The sequence below is a fragment of the Pseudoalteromonas sp. SR44-8 genome, from assembly GCF_014163635.1.
GTDB classification, from domain to species: Bacteria; Pseudomonadota; Gammaproteobacteria; order Enterobacterales; family Alteromonadaceae; genus Pseudoalteromonas; species Pseudoalteromonas rhizosphaerae.
In genome coordinates, this window is record NZ_JACJDS010000011.1 from 112,360 (window position 1) to 130,019 (window position 17,660).

Annotated in this window: 16 protein-coding genes; 10 read left to right on the forward strand and 6 right to left on the reverse strand. The window is 40.9% G+C overall.

The annotated features are described in order from the left end of the window. Positions 1-51: 51 nt before the first annotated feature. The 3 genes from rsmE to H5183_RS07470 all read right to left on the reverse strand — a co-directional run bounded on the left by rsmE (position 52) and on the right by H5183_RS07470 (position 2,289). Positions 52-786 (reverse strand): 16S rRNA (uracil(1498)-N(3))-methyltransferase, encoded by a 735-nt coding sequence (gene rsmE / locus H5183_RS07460; RefSeq protein ID WP_145234944.1) that lies wholly within the window; start codon positions 784-786, stop codon positions 52-54. A 105-nt stretch (positions 787-891) separates the two neighbouring features. Next, a complete protein-coding gene (locus tag H5183_RS07465; protein WP_182731345.1) occupies positions 892-1,365 on the reverse strand; it encodes a hypothetical protein in 474 nt (157 codons plus the stop codon). A 30-nt stretch (positions 1,366-1,395) separates the two neighbouring features. Further along, complete coding sequence (locus H5183_RS07470; protein ID WP_145234948.1) at positions 1,396-2,289, reverse strand: hypothetical protein; 894 nt, start codon at positions 2,287-2,289, stop codon at positions 1,396-1,398. 73 nt (positions 2,290-2,362) lie between these two features. On the opposite strand from H5183_RS07470, the gene glnE reads away from it, so the two are divergent. Continuing rightward, on the forward strand, positions 2,363-5,161 hold the full coding sequence (gene glnE / locus H5183_RS07475; RefSeq protein WP_145234950.1) for a bifunctional [glutamate--ammonia ligase]-adenylyl-L-tyrosine phosphorylase/[glutamate--ammonia-ligase] adenylyltransferase: 2,799 nt from the start codon (positions 2,363-2,365) through the stop codon (positions 5,159-5,161). On the opposite strand, the gene H5183_RS07480 is transcribed toward glnE, so the two are convergent. From H5183_RS07480 to tolC, 3 genes are all read right to left on the reverse strand, one after another. Beyond that, positions 5,158-5,730, reverse strand: a complete 573-nt coding sequence (locus tag H5183_RS07480) for a TcpQ domain-containing protein (protein WP_145234952.1) — start codon at positions 5,728-5,730, stop codon at positions 5,158-5,160. The two genes, glnE and H5183_RS07480, sit on opposite strands and share 4 nt — an antisense overlap. A 54-nt stretch (positions 5,731-5,784) precedes the next feature. Next, the gene (lpxL, locus tag H5183_RS07485; protein WP_145234954.1) at positions 5,785-6,711 is read right to left on the reverse strand and encodes an LpxL/LpxP family Kdo(2)-lipid IV(A) lauroyl/palmitoleoyl acyltransferase; all 927 of its coding nucleotides are present in this window, start codon (positions 6,709-6,711) and stop codon (positions 5,785-5,787) included. A 106-nt stretch (positions 6,712-6,817) separates the two neighbouring features. After that, positions 6,818-8,161, reverse strand: a complete 1,344-nt coding sequence (tolC, locus tag H5183_RS07490; protein WP_182731346.1) for an outer membrane channel protein TolC — start codon at positions 8,159-8,161, stop codon at positions 6,818-6,820. A 178-nt stretch (positions 8,162-8,339) separates the two neighbouring features. Between tolC and H5183_RS07495 the strand changes: the two genes are divergently transcribed. The 9 genes from H5183_RS07495 to rraB all read left to right on the forward strand — a co-directional run bounded on the left by H5183_RS07495 (position 8,340) and on the right by rraB (position 17,639). Further along, the gene (locus H5183_RS07495; protein ID WP_145234960.1) at positions 8,340-8,969 is read left to right on the forward strand and encodes an NUDIX domain-containing protein; all 630 of its coding nucleotides are present in this window, start codon (positions 8,340-8,342) and stop codon (positions 8,967-8,969) included. Positions 8,970-9,013: 44 nt separating this feature from the next. Next, on the forward strand, positions 9,014-9,472 hold the full coding sequence (locus tag H5183_RS07500; RefSeq protein ID WP_182731347.1) for a DUF1249 domain-containing protein: 459 nt from the start codon (positions 9,014-9,016) through the stop codon (positions 9,470-9,472). Continuing rightward, positions 9,459-10,250, forward strand: a complete 792-nt coding sequence (locus H5183_RS07505) for a metallophosphoesterase (RefSeq protein ID WP_145235024.1) — start codon at positions 9,459-9,461, stop codon at positions 10,248-10,250. Before H5183_RS07500 ends, H5183_RS07505 begins: the two co-directional genes overlap by 14 nt. Next, the gene (locus H5183_RS07510; protein WP_182731348.1) at positions 10,235-10,795 is read left to right on the forward strand and encodes a YqiA/YcfP family alpha/beta fold hydrolase; all 561 of its coding nucleotides are present in this window, start codon (positions 10,235-10,237) and stop codon (positions 10,793-10,795) included. The genes H5183_RS07505 and H5183_RS07510 overlap by 16 nt, the downstream gene beginning before the upstream one ends. A 31-nt stretch (positions 10,796-10,826) precedes the next feature. Then, positions 10,827-12,716 (forward strand): DNA topoisomerase IV subunit B, encoded by a 1,890-nt coding sequence (gene parE / locus H5183_RS07515; RefSeq protein ID WP_182718451.1) that lies wholly within the window; start codon positions 10,827-10,829, stop codon positions 12,714-12,716. 320 nt (positions 12,717-13,036) lie between these two features. Next, entirely contained in the window at positions 13,037-14,131 is a 1,095-nt protein-coding gene (locus H5183_RS07520) for a sorbosone dehydrogenase family protein (protein ID WP_182731349.1), read from the forward strand. Between the two features lie 10 nt (positions 14,132-14,141). Beyond that, positions 14,142-16,433: a DNA topoisomerase IV subunit A gene (gene parC / locus H5183_RS07525; protein WP_145234971.1), complete on the forward strand. Its 2,292-nt coding sequence runs from the start codon at positions 14,142-14,144 to the stop codon at positions 16,431-16,433. Positions 16,434-16,590: 157 nt separating this feature from the next. Then, a complete protein-coding gene (locus tag H5183_RS07530; protein ID WP_145234973.1) occupies positions 16,591-17,304 on the forward strand; it encodes a 1-acylglycerol-3-phosphate O-acyltransferase in 714 nt (237 codons plus the stop codon). Next, positions 17,304-17,639: a ribonuclease E inhibitor RraB gene (gene rraB, locus H5183_RS07535; protein ID WP_064667208.1), complete on the forward strand. Its 336-nt coding sequence runs from the start codon at positions 17,304-17,306 to the stop codon at positions 17,637-17,639. Before H5183_RS07530 ends, rraB begins: the two co-directional genes overlap by 1 nt. The last annotated feature ends 21 nt before the right edge of the window (positions 17,640-17,660 follow it).

The window sequence follows — 17,660 nt, forward strand, 5'->3', positions numbered from 1 at the left end:
CGTTGCCTTACTGAATCTGTTGCTATTGATATGAGGGTGGTTTTACTAATTTCAATTAGCTAAATCGCCAAATTGTAGCTGTAGTGCACTTAAGACTGTCAAAGCGGCAGTTTCAGTGCGCAGCACGCGTGGACCGATACGGATATCAACAAAATTTTGTTGTTTGGTCTGGGCAATTTCATCATCAGTGAAGCCACCTTCAGGACCAACTAAAAACCGCACGCCAGCGCTAGGTACTTCGATTGTTTTAATACTGTGCTCTGCACGAGGGTGTAGGGTAAGCTTAATTTCATCACTGCTTTGTGCAAGCCATTGGCTGATGTCTATCGGTGGATGAATCGTGGTGATTCGGTTACGACCAGATTGCTCTGCTGCAGCAATCGCTATTTTTTGCCATTGCTGGTGTTTTTTTGCAAGTCGCTCGGCGCTTAATTTAACGCCACAGCGTTGACTGAAAATAGGGGTGATTTCAGTGATCCCTAATTCAACAGACTTTTGAATGGTAAAGTCCATTTTGTCACCGCGAGAAATCCCTTGGCCTAGGTGAATGCTCAGCGGTGATTCAACATCTTTTTCATTAAATTCAAGCGGCATTGCAACGACTGATTTTTTTCCTACTTCAATGAGTTCGCAAAGATATTCGCCGCCTTGGCCATTAAACAACGAGATATGCTCACCGACTTTCATCCGTAATACGCGACCTATGTGGCCTGCTGCATCATCTTCTAACTGAAGTGCAGTGGCAATTACAATAGGACTTGCTTGATAAATATGAGGAACTCTCATGATGACCTTCAACAAAAATAGCTAATATCGTTATGGTATGTAAGTCATCTCTTCGGTGCAAATACTTATTGTGAGTCAGTGATAATTAGTTAAGTTTTATTTTAACTAATTATTAAGCTTTTCACATAATGCGTCTAAATTTTGCGGTGTTTCGGCTATTTCGGTTTGACATGATAAGTGATTGTTTTGTGCTAAGTCTGTGACTGGTTCAAACAGATATCCATCATCAATCTCTTTAATTAAAAACCGTACAGAATGTAAAGAATTGAATATAAATCGTTGTTTATCATCAGCTAATAAATAATCCGTTTGATTGTATAGTACACCGGCAATATCATGGTGTTCATGTAAATAACTCGCCAGTTCTGACACGCTAATTTCATTACTAAAGTCGCAGTAGCAATAATCTTTGATCAACTGGTCAAACATTAATTTAACCAAGTGACGGGTATTTGCACCAGCAACAACAAGGGTACTTGGACTGGTGCCGTGTGGCTGAGCAAAATAATATTCAGTGAATTGCCGGCTGAATTCACTGTCGTTATCGATCAGTAGATAGTTATTTACTTCAAACGGCATAAGGCCCCACGTATTACGTCATTTTCAATATTAAATTGAAAACATACTTATTAGTAAATAGCCTATAGCGCTGAAAACAGCAAATTCAATGCAAGCTATTCCAATATTATCCTGATGATCAATTTCAAGCTCAGTATCAATGTTTGGCAGAGAGATGAACTTGATTATAGTCGTTAATAGATACAGTAATAACCACATAGTTCCGCAATGTAAAGCTAATGTGAATAAATTCTCAACCATTTTACCACTGTGAAAAGTGGCACTGGCAAGACCCGCATAGATAGCTAATGCAAGGCCAATGGATTTACCGGCATAACGAATGCCAATAGAGGTGTTTTCTAAATTAAAGTTACTTTGTAATGACGCCCCTTGATTGGCGCGAGCAAAGCGATATTCACGGAATTTACTGTCTAAGGCAAAAATAGTTTGCAGTAAAAAGAAGCTGACAAAGGCAATTAGTAAGCTGCTAAACCCTTGGGTATGAGACCAGCTGTATAGCCCTAATGTAATAATACAGTTAGCGATCAACATGCCTGAATCTACCAAAGCGGCACAGACATTTTGTTTTAGTATGGCGGCTTCTTCATTAAAGCGGTGCAAGATCCACTTGCGGTGGATCAAGTGGCCTACTTTAATAAAAGTAAACAACAGAACTATCAGTACAATCATCTTAAGCGGGTTTGATTGGGCTGCACTGATACTAATTTCATCAAATAAAAATGCTACAGTCGCGATCACTACACTAATTTCTGACGCAAAACTAATTCCTAGAGCAAAATTGTCATGTTGAGCAAGTTCTTCTTTTAATGCTTGTTTAGCCTTGAGTTGACTCACTACCCGCAAACAGATAACAGCTAAACAAATAACCATAAAACAGATAGCAATCGCGAGTAAACTAGTGTTAGATAAAGATAAATATGACATTGAGAACCTAGGGTGGTTATTATTATGTTAACTATTCTAGTACGGTTACGACTGATATAAAAGAGAGTATTTGATGACACCAGGCGAACAACTCCCAACAGCACTGCATGGCTTAGGCAGCGAACGTTTTTTTCAGCTATATCCAGAGCTTCCTGCTAATGAATTAATTATTAATTTGTTAGGTTTGAGTGACTTCGCCTGGCGTTGCCTGCAATCTCAGCCGCAGTTAATTGAGATGTTGCTCAGTGATACTCAAATGAGTTTGCGAGATAGTCCTAACCCATTTCAAGACTTAAATCTTACCGAGGTTGATGAAGCGCAGTGCCATAAAATTTTACGCCGTTACCGGGAACGCTATTGGCTAAAAGTAGCGTGTTTAGATTTATGTTACAGCAATGATATAGCCGATAGTATTGGCTATATCTCGGCTTTAGCCGATCAGCTAATTGATAGTGCCAATAACTGGGCATTTGCTCAGGTTGCTCAGATTAATGGGCAACCATTCGATGAGCAACAACAGCCTCTGGCGATGTTGGTATTAGGAATGGGTAAGTTAGGTGGCCAAGAACTTAACTATTCGTCAGATATCGATTTAATTTTTTCTTATCCACGTAGTGTAAAAACTCAAGGTGGGCGGCGCTCTTTAGAAGCGCAAGTGTTTTACACTAAAGTGGCACAAAAGCTGATTGCCGCACTTAATCAAACAACGGTTGATGGACAAGTATTTAGGGTCGATATGCGGCTGCGACCTTTTGGTGAAAGTGGCCCCTTGGTGATGAGTTTTAATGCCATGGAAGATTACTACCAAGATCAAGGCCGTGAGTGGGAACGCTATGCCATGCTCAAAGGACGTTTAATTGGCCCTCAAACGGGCTATTGTGATGAATTTTATCAGTTATTAAAGCCTTTTGTGTATCGTCGCTATATCGATTTTTCAGTGATTGAATCGCTGCGTAAAATGAAGCAAATGATAGCTCAAGAAGTACGCCGTAAGCGCTTAACCAACAATATAAAACTAGGCGCTGGTGGAATTCGTGAGGTCGAGTTTGTGGTGCAAGCATTGCAAATGGTACGAGGTGGGCGTGAAGCCAATTTACAAACACAATCATTACAAAAAGCGTTAGCTGAATTAGTAAATATTCAAGTTATTGGCGCAGATGAAGCAAAATTATTACGCCACAATTATTTGTTTTTAAGGCGAGTTGAGCAATATTTACAGATTTTTGCAGATCAACAAACGCAAACATTGCCAGATGATGCCTTGAGCCAACAACGATTAAATTACCTGTTAGAGCAGAGTGACTTCAGCGCATCTTTAGCGCAAATAAATGATATTATGGCTGGCATACACAGTGAATTTGAACAAGTTATTGGTTATGAAAGTGAGCCTGTTGATCCTTGCGAAAGTGCTTTTATAAGTGCTTGGGAACACACCGATATTAGTGTTTTAACCGACCCAAATGATGCATGGCAAATACCATTAGAAGATTTTAAAGCCCGCTTAACGAAAACTAAAATTGGTCATCGTGGCCGTGATATTCTCGATAAACTCATGCCATTAATGCTAAAGCAACTATCAGACAGTCAAGCAAGTGGTGACGTATTTAGTATGATCTGCCAAGTATTAAGCAAGGTTATTTCACGAACAGCCTATTTAGAGTTGCTGTTTGAAAACCAAGGCGCGTTAAAACAGCTTGTTTCGTTGTGTTGCCATAGTAAATGGATTGGTGAGCATATTTCGCGTTACCCGATTTTACTTGATGAGCTTATCGATCCTGCGGTGCTGTATAAGCCTACACCACTGACTGCATATAAAGACGAAATACGACAGTATTTTTTACGAATTGATAGCGCAGACTTAGAACAGCAAATGGAAGCACTGCGTCAGTTTAAACAAACCCATCAACTACGTATTGCTGCCGCTGATGCAACCGGTGTGTTAGATGTAATGAAAGTAAGCGATCATTTAACAGCATTAGCCGAAGCGATAGTTGAGCAAGCGGTGAACCTTGCTTGGCAGCAAATGGCGCAGCGTTTTGGTATTCCGCCCAATACTGATGAAGAGCACAAGGGCTTTGCCGTAATAGCTTATGGTAAAACCGGTGGTTTTGAAGTGGGTTATGATTCTGATCTCGATTTAGTCTTTGTACATAATAGTGATGGCTCAGAGCAAACTAATGGCACTAAAGCGATTGATTCACGGCAGTTTTATTTAAAATTAGCACAGCGACTAATGCATTTATTTAATACTCGTACGGCGTCGGGCATTTTATATGAACTAGATACGCGGTTACGCCCAGAAGGTGCCTCAGGGTTAATGGCAATCAATCTTGAGAGCTTTAACCACTATCAGCAAACGCAAGCTTGGACATGGGAACATCAAGCGCTAGTGCGTTCTCGGATGATTTTTGGGCAACCCGAATTACAGCAGCGCTTTGCGCAAATTCGCTTAGGCATTTTGTGCCAGCAGCGCGACCCGCAAAAGCTTAAAGAAGATGTGATCATCATGCGTGAAAAAATGCGCACACATTTAGCGAAAGGCAACGATATTGAGTTTGATTTAAAACAAGATACTGGCGGCATTGCTGATATTGAGTTTCTGACTCAATATTTAGTGCTTGATAACGCTTATAGCTTGGAGCAACTAACTACTTACTCAGACAACGTAAGGATTTTAACCGATGCAGCAAGGCTTGGTTGTATTAGTGATGAGATCAAGCAAGGGCTTATTACAGCCTATATTGATTATCGCTCGCGTTATCATGTGTTGAGCCTAGATCAGCAGGGACGTTGTGTAACAAAAGCTGAATTTGCGAAAGACATCGCATTTGTTACACAAGCATGGCAGCAGATATTTGAGTTAAGCGCTTAACTTCTTAGGCGCTTACAGTTTTCGCGCACATATTCAGAGGGCAGCTCGGTTATCACGGCTGCTCGCTGTTTAAAACAAAAGAAGGTATAAACTTCGTTTTCAAAGTCATCATTGATCGCCCGGCCAACTTGATAAAGTGTTGAATTAAAATTGCTATCCACTCTAAAGTGTTCTTTGATCACATAGTCTTTACTTAAATACCAATACAGAACGATATCTTCATCGCGTGCGTAATCAGTTAACACTTTTTTTAAAGTCGAGCCATTTTCAAAGCGTCTCGGCATTAATTCACCAGTCCAATTTGGTGAGGATGGTTCAACAACTTTAGCGCGCTCGGTCAGCGCCGCATCTATATTTATATCCGGATTAGCTAATTTAAGTACGTATTTATCGCGTTCATTGCTTTTATTTACTTGGTTGCGTAATGATGAATAAAAACGTGATAAACCTTGCGCAGCCGCATTTTTGGTATCTTTCATGTCCATGACTGGACCATGGCCTAATAAAAAATAAATTGCTGCGGCAATTAAAATAGCAGCTAATGATAAATGCTTAACCCAAAACCACATGGCTCATACTCTTGTATTTGTATTTACTAATAAAAGCATATTACAATGCTGTTGTCACTTGTAATAAGAAGGTGCATCAATATCAGGGCGTGTTTTAAAACGTCTATGAAGCCACATATATTGCGTTGGTGCAACGTTTACAGCTTGCTCGATACGTTGGTTGACGCGTGTTACATCAGCATGATCATCACCACTTGGAAAATTATCTAGTGTTGGCAGTATTTCTAAATGATACTTGCCATGTTCATCGCGACGGCTGGTTAAACTAACTGTTTCGCAATTTTTGCTGGCTGCAAAAAGTAATGTACCAGTGGTACTTGCTGTATCTTTGACTGCAAAAAATGGTGCAAATTCACAACGTTTACGACCGTAGTCCTGATCTGGTAAATAGTAACAAACCTTTTTAGCCTTAAGTGCTTTTAGTAACCCTTTGACATCGCGCTTGCCAATTAAATACTCATTGGAACGTAAGCGGCCACGAGTCATAAAAAATTCCATTAGCGGGTTGTTATGTGGACGATAGAAGCCAATACCTTGGTGATTGAGCCCCATAATGCGGCTTGTCATTTCAAGATGAAGAATGTGTGGCACGAGTAATAGTACACCTTTACCTGATTGTTGGATCCTGTCAAAGTGCTCAAGTCCTTTCACTGAGCCATAAACGCGTTTTATCCGCCAGTTTGGCCACCACCATGCCATTCCGGTTTCAAGAGTCGCAATACCGGTGTTTTCCATATTCTGTTTGACCAGTGCGCGTTGCTGCTCAGCGGGCATTTCAGGAAAGCACAATTTAATATTTACTTCGGCAATATGGCGGCGTTTTTTCATAGTGCGATACACCAAACGGCCAAGTTGCCTTCCTAGCCAAAGTTGTAGTTTCGAAGGTAACCAAGATATTGTATATAAAATAAACACACCAAGCCAAGTAAGCCAATAGCGAGGCCCCAGAAAGGACCATTTAAATTCAGAAGAGTTGACCACGGAAATATCTCACATACGAAAAGTAGCTAGTTTAACTGGATGAATAAAAAAATACAAAAAAGCCAGCAAGTTGCTGGCTTTTAAATGAGTAATGTTAAGCTTATCTTTATTGGATTTCTTTTAAACCTTGGTTGATGGCTTGTAAATCATTACTTGTTAACGTGCCCGCTGCTTGTTTTAAGCGTAGCGTTGATACAACGTAGCGATAACGTACATCAGCGAGGTTACGTTTGGCGTTAAATAAGTTTTGTGTACTGACCAGTACGTCAACAATAGTACGAGTACCCACTTCAAAACCAGCTTCAGTGGCTTTTAATGCACTTTCAGCAGAAACTACGGCTTGTTCAAGCGCTTTAAAGGTCGCAATATCTGATACTACTTGATTATAAGAGGTGATCACCGAGCGGGTTACGCCACGCAGACTAGCTTCTAGATCTTCACTTGCAGCAACATAAAAAGCACGTGCCTGCTCAGTCGCTGCAGTAGTAGCACCGCCTGAATATATTGGCACACTAAAGTTAATGCCAATATTTGTACTATCACCACGTGGGCGGGCAGTGTTGCTATTGCTATCAGTTAGTGTATCACCGTAGCTGGCATCTAAAGTCAGCTTAGGATAATGGCCTGCTTGTGCTAAATCAATTTGATCTTTAGCGATATCAACCGTTACCTTGGAGACCTGCAGGTTTAAATTATTTTGTTCTGCAAGCTTAATGTAATCGGGTGATTTTTTTGTCGGTTGTACCGTAGAAAATGTTTCGGTATTTAATACATCAAGCTTAGCATGATATTTACCGGTAATTTCACGAAGCTGCTCACGGGCAGTTTCAACGCCGTTTCTGGCAACGATTTCGCGGGCAACCGAGTTATCAAATTGTGCTTGCGCTTCATGCACATCGGTAATTGCCGTCAAGCCTACAGCATAACGCTGTTTGGTTTGCTCAAGTTGACGTTCAATAGCGCGTTTTTCAGATTGTACAAATTCTAAGTTATCAATTGAACTTAATACGCTGAAATAGCCATCTGCAACACGAACAATTAGGTCTTGCTTGGCAAAATCATATTGAGCAGCTGCTTGCAACGCTTGTTTGTCTGCAATACCGAGTGAATTCCATGCACCTAAATCAAACAGAGTTTGGCTTAGTCTAAGACCACGGCTGAAAGTATCTGAATCGCTATCGATCTTGGTATATCCTGCCGCATCAGTTCCGTTAAATGATGTGCTATCGGTTTTCTCATACCCCATAGAAAAACCGATTTGTGGCAATAATGCGCTCATCGCACGGTCACTGTTATAAGCTTGTGCATTTGCTTGGGCTTTTGCTTTTAAAACTGTAGGATCGTTAGCAGTGGCAATTTCATAAACTTGTAATAAGTCTTCAGCATTTGACGCTGTAGCTGTTAATGCGCAAGATATACCAATCAGCGCAGCAAGAATGTTCTTTTTCATTATTCGTTCAGTCCTTAGACAATTTACGTTCTAAAAGCATGGTAACCTGTTTTACATAAGAACAAAAAAAAATTTGCGTAAAACAGCGTAAACAAGTGTAACAGAATATAATATCCCGGACATGATAGTAAGTATCTAGGTTGAAACTCAAGTAATAATATGTGTAATAGGAAACTTCATGGCTGATGAAATACTCACAAAATTTACCAAGCAAGACGTTATAATAGCTCCTATAAAGGTACTTTATAACGGTTTTTTTAAGATTAACTTATATCAGTTTGAACATGCATTATTTGCGGGGGGCCAATCAGCGACGATCCGCCGTGAAATACTTGAACGCGGTGACGCTGTTGCGGTTTTACCGTATGATCCCGTAACAGACTGTATTTTGCTGATCGAACAAATACGTATTGGCGCGATAAAAAGTAAACAGTCACCTTGGTTATTAGAATGTATAGCAGGCATGACCGATGGCAGCACTAATTATGAAGATGTCGTTAGGCGCGAAGCATTTGAAGAAGCGGGCTTAGTACTGAGTGAATTAGAATTTATGCTATCGTATCTGTCAAGCCCTGGTGGGACTACTGAGCGGTTACATCTTTACCTTGCAAAGACTGATTTAAGCCAGCTGCAAAGTGGCGTGTATGGACTTGCAACTGAAGGTGAAGATATTAAAACGCATATTCTCAGTTTTGATGATGCAATGGCGCGTTTAGCAACCGGTGAGATAGATAATGCTGCCTCGGTAATTTCATTGCAGTGGTTAGCCCTTAATCGCGAACGTATAATTAATAATCAGCGCAGCTAAAATAGTAATAGACTACCCTTAACCTCTAACTTTATGGCGGTAATGTGACAGCACTTGCAGTGAAACAACGATATATTCAGAGTCTTCCTAAATACTTGACGTTATGTGAGCATAACTACCTACGTGCTTTAAAATTGTTGCCCAATGAGCGCAAAGAAGGCAATACACGTCATGTACAACTGGGTAATAACCAGTTTGTAATTAAGGTTGATGGCTGTGCTAAATACACGATGGATATTTCAATAACGCAATTAACCGGTATGTTAAAAGGGTTTAATCCGCTGTTTTTAACTGTGCGTTTATATCACGATGCAAAAGTTGCTGAAATAATTCACCATGATTACCATCAAAGGATCAAACCTTCATATGGTTACCCTAATCCGCAAATGCATCAAAAAGATGAAAAATATCAACTCAATGCGTTTTTGTATGATTGGTTAGTGGCGTGTGTTGAAAGTGGTCGAGCAGTACTTAACTGGGATATAAATGATGGCCTGGTTTGATGAGTCGGCGCAGTTCAATAATACTCAGCTGCGCTTAGCACATATTACCGATTGTCACTTATTTGCAGACCCACAAGGGGAGTATTTTGCGGTCAATACCGCTGAGCACTTTTCTCGCGCGCTTGCAGATATGGCAAAACAGTCACTAGACGCCGTGATCTTTGGTGGCGATTTAACCCAAGATCACAGTTTTGCATCATATTTGTTGTTTGCTCAGTTGATTGCCGATTCAGCGCTTACTTGCCCAGTCTTTTGGCTGCCAGGTAATCATGATGATATCAGTGCGATGCAGCGTATTTCTGGTGGTCAAATCAATAGCGCAAAACGGTTAATTGCCGATGGGTTTGAAGTGTTATTAATTAGCTCTAAAGGGCCAACACCAGCAGGTTGGGTAAGCGAAGCCGATTTAAATGAACTCGCTGATTTATTAGCGACTTCACAGTCGCCAAGCGTGGCTTTTTGCCACCATAATCCATTACCTATTAATGGTTACCTAGACAAGCATATGCTCGAAAATGGCCCGCAATTACTTAATTTATTGCATAATAGCGCGCTAGTAAGGCAGTTATTTCATGGTCATGTTCATAATGACTATCAATTTAAATTCAGAAGTATTGAGATTTTTGCTACGCCAGCAAGCTCAGTGCAGTTTACTAAATACACCGATGACTGGCAGCAACATAATGCGGGGCCTGGTTATCGATTGTTGACAATATCAAAGCCAACAAACAGTGCAAAACTATTAATTAACTCGGAACTGATGTGGCCCAACGAGTAATTTATATTCATGGTTTTAATAGCAGCGAACATTCATTTAAAGCTGTCCGCTTTGGTGAGTATATGGCACACTATGACGTTGATTATTGTGTGCCACGGCTAAGCCATGAACCGTTTCATGCGATAATTCAAATTGAACAATTATTAACGCCAAATACTGTATTACTTGGTAGTTCTTTAGGTGGTTTTTACGCCACTTATTTATCGCAAAAATATCAGTTACCAGCAGTGGTTATAAACCCTGCGGTTAAGCCTTATTTATTATTGAGTTCTTTGTTAGGGCCGAACTATAATCCCTATCAGGATAGCCATTACGAGCTCAACAATAGTCATATTAACGCGTTAAAATCACTGTCGATACCTAGCTTAGAGCGCCCATCATTACTGTATTTATTACAGCAAACGGGTGATGAAATACTGGATTATCAGCAGGCCGTTAAATATTATTCACAATGCAAGCAACAGATAGAATTTGGTGGTGATCATAGCTTTGTTGGCTTTGAAGACTCCATTGCTAGTATTGTAGATTTTCTTAAAATCACGTAAAACATAGCTAAGCGCATAAAAGATAAAAACTATGAGTCAGCAAAATTATAACGCCGAAGCCATTGAAGTATTAAATGGGTTAGAACCTGTTAAACGCCGTCCTGGTATGTACACCGACACCACCCGTCCTAATCACTTAGGACAAGAGGTTATTGATAACAGTGTCGATGAAGCCATGGCCGGACATGCCACTAGAATTGATGTCATTTTGCATGAAGATAATTCGCTAGAAGTTAGCGATGATGGCCGTGGTATGCCTATCGATATTCACCCAGAAGAAGGTATTCCAGGGGTCGAATTGATTTTTACCAAGCTGCATGCTGGTGGCAAGTTCTCTAATAAAAACTACCAATTTTCAGGTGGTTTGCACGGGGTAGGGATCTCCGTGGTTAATGCATTATCAACGCGCGTTGAAGTGGTTGTGCGCCGCGATGCACAACAATACATGATGGCGTTTGAAAGCGGTGATAAAGTTGAAGATCTTCATGTTATAGGCACAGTAGGTAAACGTAATACAGGTACAACTGTACGTTTTTGGCCTGATGTAAGCTACTTTGACTCAGCTAATTTCTCGTTGACTAAATTACATCATTTATTAAAAGCTAAAGCCGTACTTTGCCCAGGCTTACGTATTAAGTTTGTTAATAAACAAACCAAAGAAACCCAAGAGTGGTATTACGAAACAGGCCTTAAAGACTACTTAAACGAAGCTGTTAAAGGTTACGAAGTACTGCCAAAAGACCCATTTACCGGTGAGTTTTCAAGTTCAACGGAAGGTGCTGATTGGGCGGTTGTTTGGTTACCTGAAGGCGGTGAATCGATAGCTGAAAGTTACGTTAACTTAATACCAACTGCGCAAGGCGGTACTCACGTAAATGGTTTGCGACAAGGTTTACTTGAGGCTATGCGTGAGTTTTGTGAATTTAGAAACTTACTGCCGCGTGGCGTTAAGCTCACCCCCGATGACATTTGGGAACGGTGTAGCTACGTTTTATCAGTGAAAATGCAAGATCCACAATTTGCTGGTCAAACCAAAGAGAAATTATCTTCTCGTTCGTGCTCGGCATTTGTATCTGGGGTGGTAAAAGATGCATTCAGTTTATGGTTAAATGAGCACACCGATACTGCTGAGTTACTGTCAGAGTTATGTATTTCTAATGCACAGAAACGTCTTCGCGCAGCCAAAAAAGTGGTGCGTAAGCGTGTTACCGCAGGTCCCGCATTACCGGGCAAATTAACCGACTGTAGCGCTGCAGATAACGACCGTACTGAGCTATTTTTAGTAGAAGGTGACTCAGCTGGTGGCTCAGCTAAACAAGCACGTGATCGTGAGTTTCAGGCAATAATGCCACTACGTGGTAAAATTTTGAATACGTGGGAAATTGAGTCAGGGCAAATTTTAGCGTCACAAGAGGTGCATGATATTTCTGTGGCGCTGGGTATCGACCCTGACTCAACTGATATCTCTTCGTTGCGCTATAATAAAATTTGTATCTTAGCGGATGCTGACTCCGATGGACTGCATATTGCGACTTTGTTGTGTGCACTATTTGTTCGTCATTTCCCAACGTTGGTGAAAACGGGTCACGTATATGTAGCTATGCCGCCGTTGTTTAGAATCGACATTGGTAAAGATGTTTATTATGCCCTTGATGAAGATGAAAAATCCGGCATCCTAGCGCGTATTGAAGCAGAGAAAAAACGCGGTAAAGTAAACGTACAGCGTTTCAAAGGCTTGGGTGAAATGAACCCACTGCAACTACGCGAAACGACCATGGATCCTAATACTCGCCGCTTAGTCCAGCTAACCTTAGAGGATGAAGTGGAAACCATGGAAATGATGGATATGTTGCTGGCGAAAAAGCGCTCATCAGATCGTCGTCAATGGTTAGAAGATCATGGTAATCGTGCTCAAGTGTGATTTTTAAAGTTGTTTGTACTTGTATCGTATAAAGCTGTAACTCGATTTATACCAATTTATTAAAAACATGATTATTTAGTGAGTTATATCCCCCTAAGGTAAAATAACTCACTAATTTAATGCAATTGGTATTTGCTGACAAACGACTATGTAATCAAAGTCCTGATTACTTAATTAAAGCTCGTATAATCAGTGTTCGCGGTGAGTTCTAAGTCATGGCAAGTTTGCTGTGGTGAAAAAACGTCGCTCAAAGATTTTTAATAGAAAGCAGATTAAGCGTTATATGCAGCGAAGCAGCATGGCCAAATAGGGTAAAATCGATGAATAAATTACTAGTTTCTCTACTAACTTTAGGCTTGCTAAGCCCGTCCTTAGCAGCAAAAGAAATCCTTAAAGAACTCAGTGTTCCTAATGGTTTTACTGTAAGCATATTTGCCAGTGATGTGGAAAATGCACGGCAATTAGCAGTATCTAAAAAAGGTATTGTCTATGTTGGCTCGCGCAGAGCGGGAAACGTATATGCACTTATTGATCACAATAGTGATGGGGTTGCTGATAAACAAATACTGGTGGCCAGTGGTTTAACTATGCCATCGGGTTTAGCAATCAAAGATGGCGACCTGTATGTTGCTGAAGTACAACGTATTATCCGCTTCAAGAATATTGATACACAATTAAAAGCACCTAAATATGAAGTGGTATACGACGCATTACCGACAGAAAGTCACCACGGTTGGAAGTTCTTACGCTTTTCACCAACTGGCGAGTTAATCATTCCTGTGGGTGTACCTTGTAATATTTGCGGCGAAGATGAGCGCTATGGGCGAATATTTTCATTGGATGTAAACACCAAACAAATGACCACGTTAGCACAAGGTGTGCGTAACTCTGTTGGTTTTGACTTTCATCCTAGCACCCAGGCTATGTGGTTTAGTGATAATGGTCGAGATATGATGGGGGATGATCTTCCACCGGATGAACTAAACCGCTTAACAACCGAAGGTGAACATTTTGGTTTTCCCTATGTGCATGCAGGTGCCATCTTAGATCCTGAATTTGGTAAAGGTAAAAATATTGCCGATTACAGTGCCCCAGCTTTAGCTTTGGGTGCGCATGTTGCTCCATTAGGGATTCATTTTTATCAAGGTAAACAATTTCCTGCTACTTATAAGCAGCAATTATTTGTTGCTGAACATGGCTCGTGGAACCGCAGTAAAAAATCTGGATATAAAGTGGCAGTTGCCACTATTGAGCAAGGACGTGTGATAAAATACACGCCGTTTATTACGGGCTTTATGAAAAACGAAGAAACATTGGGTCGTCCGGTTGCTTTTGCAGAACTTGCCGATGGCAGCTTATTGATCTCCGATGATTATGCCAATGTGATCTACCGTGTAAGCTATAAAAAAAATTAGGTAGGCTTTGATGAGTGATACAGATACCTTGCTATTGCAAGGAATTGAGCAACAAACAATGGGGCGTTTTACTGAAGACGCCTATTTGAATTATTCCATGTATGTGATCATGGATAGGGCATTGCCACATATTGGCGATGGTCTAAAACCAGTACAACGTCGTATTATTTACGCCATGAGTGAACTGGGTTTATCGGCAACGGCTAAGTATAAAAAGTCAGCCCGTACCGTTGGTGATGTACTCGGTAAGTATCATCCTCATGGTGATAGCGCCTGTTATGAAGCGATGGTGTTAATGGCACAACCATTTTCTTATCGTTACCCATTAGTTGATGGGCAAGGGAACTGGGGGGCTGCAGATGATCCAAAGTCATTTGCGGCAATGCGTTATACCGAAGCGCGTTTATCTAAGTTCTCAGAAGTACTGTTAAAAGAACTTGGCCAAGGAACTGTTGATTGGACGCCAAACTTTGATGGCACAATGGATGAACCACAAGTATTACCATCACGCTTACCACATATTTTACTCAATGGTATTACGGGTATTGCAGTCGGTATGGCAACTGACATTCCGCCACACAACGTGCGCGAAGTAGCCAGTGCCTGTTGTTTGCTGTTGGATAACCCTAAAGCTGAGTTAGATCAATTGCTTGAGCATGTACAAGCTCCCGATTACCCAACTGAAGCTGAAATAATCACTTCAAAAGCGGATATTCGTAAAATTTATCAAACCGGCCGTGGTTCGATAAAAATGCGCGCTATTTATACAGAGGAGCACGGCGATATTGTCATTACTGCACTGCCACATCAATGTTCTGGTGGTAAAGTACTTGAGCAAATCGCAGCGCAAATGAATGCCAAAAAGCTGCCTATGGTCGCTGATTTACGTGACGAATCAGATCATGAAAATCCAACCCGGATTGTCATCATTCCGCGTTCTAATCGCATTAAAGTGGAGCCGTTAATGGCTCATTTATTTGCCACTACGGACTTGGAAAAAAATTACCGCGTTAATATCAATATGCTTGGCCTTGATGGCCGTCCGCAGGTAAAAGATTTACGAACCATTTTAACTGAGTGGCTGGTGTTCCGTCGTGAAACAGTGCGCCGTCGCCTGCAATATCGTTTAGATAAAGTATTGGCTCGTTTACATATTTTAGAAGGTTTACTTGCAGCCTTTTTAAATATTGATGAAGTTATTGAGATTATTCGTAGCGAAGACAAGCCAAAGCCTGTGTTAATGGAACGCTTTGGTATTACAGACATCCAAGCCGAAGCAATCCTTGAATTAAAACTACGTCATTTAGCGAAACTTGAAGAGTTTAAAATTCGAGGTGAGCAAGATGAGCTTGCCAAAGAACGCGATAAATTACAGCTGACTTTAGGCTCTGAACGTCGTATGTCGACGTTACTAAAAAAAGAGATTCAAGAAGCAGCAGAGCTGTATGGTGATGAGCGCCGTTCACCGATTGTCGAACGTCTTGAAGCTAAAGCATTAAGCGAAAAAGATTTAATCCCATCAGAATCAGTAACCGTTGTGTTGTCTGAAAAAGGTTGGGCGCGTGTTGGTAAAGGCCATGATTTAGATGTTGAAGGGCTCAGTTACCGGGCTGGCGATGCATATAAAGCCTCTGCGCGTGGTAAGAGTAACCAACCTGCGGTGTTCTTAGATTCTGCTGGGCGTGCATTTGCCACTGATGCGCATGGGTTACCGTCGGCACGAAGCCAAGGTGAACCAATGACAGGTCGGTTTAACCTTACTGCAGGTGCTAATTTTGAGCATGTAGTGATGGGCGAAGACAAACAAGTGTTGTTAATGGCATCAGATGCAGGTTATGGTTTTATTACTGATTTTGTAGATCTAGTAAGTAAAAACAAAAACGGTAAAGCCCTGGTCAGTGTGCCTAAAGGTGGGCAATTATTAGCGCCAATTCGGGTTAATGATGTTGCTAACGATTACTGTATGGCGATATCTAATGAGGGCCGGATGTTGTTATTCCCATTACGTGATTTACCAAAACTAGGTAAAGGTAAGGGTAACAAGATAATCTCTATCCCAAGTGCCAAAGTACAAGCGCGTGAAGAGTTTGTTAAAGTGCTGGCAGTGGTGCCTGAAGGTACCAGTGTTACCTTGCATGCAGGTAAGCGTAAACTGACTCTTAAACCTACTGATTTGGAGCACTATCATGGCGAGCGTGGCCGTCGAGGTAACAAACTACCGCGTGGTTTACAGCGTGTCGATGAAGCGGTTGTAGAGCTGACGGCGATTGATGATGATATTGAGCCGACAGAAACCGAGTAAGTATTTTTTTATATCTATGAATAAAACGGCCTGCTATTGCAGGTCGTTTGTTTTTAAAGCAGAAAATTATTTTAAGCTTACATGTGTTCGCTAAACACTCGTTTAGCGGCAAAAATAACGCTATAATGCTGGCGTTATTATTTTTGGAGCGTTTTCTTTGTTAGCTATTATTCGTATTGTTATTATGGCATTGTTTATTTTATTAAGCTGTGTATTTGGTTTACTCCTTTGTTTAGTAAAACCTTTTCATATAAATAATGTACATATTATTTCAAGTTGGTTTGGCACAGTGGCTAAAATGCTTGGTGTAAACGTGGTTATTACACGCCATCCTGACGCGCAAAATTGTGGCCCTGCAGTGTATGTTGCAAACCATCAAAATAATTACGATATTTTCACTTTACCGGCGGCGGTACCAAAAAACTGTGTCAGTTTAGGTAAAAAAAGTCTTAAGTGGATCCCATTTTTTGGACAGCTATATTGGCTTTCGGGCAATATTTTAATTGATCGGGGAAATCGTTCTAAAGCGGCTAGCACGATCACTAAATCGGCCGATAAAATCAAACAAAAAGGCTTGTCAGTGTGGATTTTCCCAGAGGGAACCCGCAGTTACGGACGTGGCTTATTACCATTTAAAACAGGTGCATTTCACACGGCTTTAAATGCGGATGTACCTGTAGTACCTGTATGTATGAGCACAACATATAAAACCATTAAGCTAAATCGCTGGGACAATGGTATAATCTACATAGACATGTTAGCGCCAGAGCCACTTGATAAAACGATTGGAGCACGTGAACACGCAAAGCGTATTCATAGCAAAATGGCTGCTAGAATAACTGAATTAGATGCTCAAGTGAGAGAAAAGTAATGGAAAATTGGCGTGAAATTAGTGAAGACATTGTAACTTCGTTATTAGAAGATGGTTCTGATCCTGAGATCTTATACGAAGTAGAACATCACTTTGTTTGCGAAGACTTTGTCAAGCTTGAGCAAGCTGCACTAGCTGCGTTTAAACTAGGCTATGATGTTGAAGAGCCTGCAGAACTTGAGCTTGAAGACGGCAGTAAGATTTGGGGCTTTGACATCGTTGTTGAAGCTGAGTTAGATGTTGACGTAATAATGGAAGATGTTGATAAACTAGCACAACTTGCGATCGACACCGACGTAGAATACGACGGCTGGGGCACTTACTTTCAAGAGTAATATGTTATCCACTAGGTCCTA

Coding starts and splice junctions, on each gene's coding strand:
- rsmE (WP_145234944.1), bottom strand. CDS start 786: ATGAGAGTTCCTCATATTTATCAAGCAAGTCCTATTGTAATTGCCACT.
- H5183_RS07465 (WP_182731345.1), bottom strand. CDS start 1,365: ATGCCGTTTGAAGTAAATAACTATCTACTGATCGATAACGACAGTGAA.
- H5183_RS07470 (WP_145234948.1), bottom strand. CDS start 2,289: ATGTCATATTTATCTTTATCTAACACTAGTTTACTCGCGATTGCTATC.
- glnE (WP_145234950.1), top strand. CDS start 2,363: ATGACACCAGGCGAACAACTCCCAACAGCACTGCATGGCTTAGGCAGC.
- H5183_RS07480 (WP_145234952.1), bottom strand. CDS start 5,730: ATGTGGTTTTGGGTTAAGCATTTATCATTAGCTGCTATTTTAATTGCC.
- tolC (WP_182731346.1), bottom strand. CDS start 8,161: ATGAAAAAGAACATTCTTGCTGCGCTGATTGGTATATCTTGCGCATTA.
- H5183_RS07495 (WP_145234960.1), top strand. CDS start 8,340: ATGGCTGATGAAATACTCACAAAATTTACCAAGCAAGACGTTATAATA.
- H5183_RS07505 (WP_145235024.1), top strand. CDS start 9,459: ATGGCCTGGTTTGATGAGTCGGCGCAGTTCAATAATACTCAGCTGCGC.
- parE (WP_182718451.1), top strand. CDS start 10,827: ATGAGTCAGCAAAATTATAACGCCGAAGCCATTGAAGTATTAAATGGG.
- H5183_RS07520 (WP_182731349.1), top strand. CDS start 13,037: ATGAATAAATTACTAGTTTCTCTACTAACTTTAGGCTTGCTAAGCCCG.
- parC (WP_145234971.1), top strand. CDS start 14,142: ATGAGTGATACAGATACCTTGCTATTGCAAGGAATTGAGCAACAAACA.
- rraB (WP_064667208.1), top strand. CDS start 17,304: ATGGAAAATTGGCGTGAAATTAGTGAAGACATTGTAACTTCGTTATTA.